This is a genomic window from Phenylobacterium ferrooxidans, from assembly GCF_042714595.1.
In the GTDB taxonomy this organism is placed as follows: domain Bacteria; phylum Pseudomonadota; class Alphaproteobacteria; order Caulobacterales; family Caulobacteraceae; genus Phenylobacterium; species Phenylobacterium ferrooxidans.
This window is the reverse complement of sequence record NZ_JAOTJD010000093.1, coordinates 1-1,309: the sequence shown is the minus strand read 5'-3', so window position 1 is coordinate 1,309 and position 1,309 is coordinate 1. Positions and strand designations below refer to the sequence as shown.

1 protein-coding gene is annotated in these 1,309 nt (G+C 66.8%); it reads right to left on the bottom strand.

The window, feature by feature from the left end; genetic code table 11:
• Nucleotides 1–2 precede the first annotated feature (2 nt).
• A complete protein-coding gene (hemA, locus tag OCL97_RS22590) occupies nt 3–1,232 on the bottom strand; it encodes a 5-aminolevulinate synthase (RefSeq protein ID WP_377371945.1) in 1,230 nt (409 codons plus the stop codon).
• Between the last annotated feature and the right edge of the window lie 77 nt (nt 1,233–1,309).

Genomic DNA, 1,309 nt, shown 5'->3' with positions numbered 1-1,309 from the left:
CGTCAGGCGGCGTATCCGCCGACGCGCTTGATGTTGCAGTGGGCCCAGAGCCTTTCGAGGGCTTGGGCCAGGTCGTCCATCATGGCGTCGGTGTGGGCGGGCGACGGGGTGAAGCGCAGGCGCTCCGTGCCGCGCGGGACGGTGGGGTAGTTGATGGGCTGGACGTAGACGCCATGCTCTTCCAGCAGGATGTCGCTGATCATCTTGCAGTGGACGGGATCACCCACCAGCACCGGGACGATGTGGCTCTCCGAGGGCATGACCGGCAGGCCGGCCCTGGCCAGCTTGGCCTTCAGGGCCCCGGCGCGCTCCTGGTGGGCGATGCGGATCTCGTTGTGGTCCTTCAGGTAGCGGATCGAGGCCACGGCCCCGGCCGCCAGCGCCGGCGGGATCGAGGTGGTGAAGATGAAGCCGTCGGCATAGGAGCGGATCGCATCGACGATGACCGCGTCGGCGGCGATGTAGCCCCCCATGACGCCGAAGGCCTTGGCCAGGGTGCCCTCGATGATGTCGATCTGGTCCATGACCCCGTCACGCTCGGCCACGCCGGCGCCGCGGGGGCCGTACATGCCCACCGCATGGACCTCGTCCAGATAGGTCATGGCGTTGTACTTCTTGGCCAGCGCCACCATCGCCCGCATGTCGGTGATGTCGCCGTCCATGGAGTAGACGCTCTCGAAGGCGATCAACTTGGGCGCATCGGCCGGAACCTGGGCCAGCAGCTCCTCCAGGTGGGCCAGGTCGTTGTGGCGGAACACCCGGCGCTGCTCGCGCTTGCCCGCCCGGATACCGCTGATCATCGAGTTATGATTCAGCTCGTCGGAGAACATGATCAGACCCGGCAGGATCTTGTAGAGGGTCGAGAGCGACGCCTCGTTGGACACATAGCCCGAGGTGAACAGCAGGGCGGCTTCCTTGCCGTGCAGGTCAGCCAGCTCGGCCTCCAGCTCGACATGGTAGTGGGTGGTGCCCGAGATGTTGCGCGTGCCCCCCGAACCGCCGCCGGCCTCGTCGATGGCCTGGTGCATGGCGTCCAGCACCACCGGGTTCTGGCCCTGGCCCAGATAGTCGTTGGAGCACCAGACGATGACCTCAGACCGGCTCCCGTCGCCCCGGGTCCAGGTCGCCTTGGGGAACTGCCCACGGTGACGCTTCAGGTCGGCGAAGACCCGGTAACGACCCTCGGCGTGAATCTGCTCAAGAGCGGTGCTGAACGCGGCCTTGTAATCCATCGACTTGAATTCCGGCCGCGCGCTCGACCATCTCGCGCCGCAACCGGTCCCCTTAGCTTCGCCGGGCTTATCGCGCC

Excerpts from the sequence above, each read along its gene's own strand:
- hemA (WP_377371945.1), bottom strand. The coding sequence starts at position 1,232 with ATGGATTACAAGGCCGCGTTCAGCACCGCTCTTGAGCAGATTCACGCC.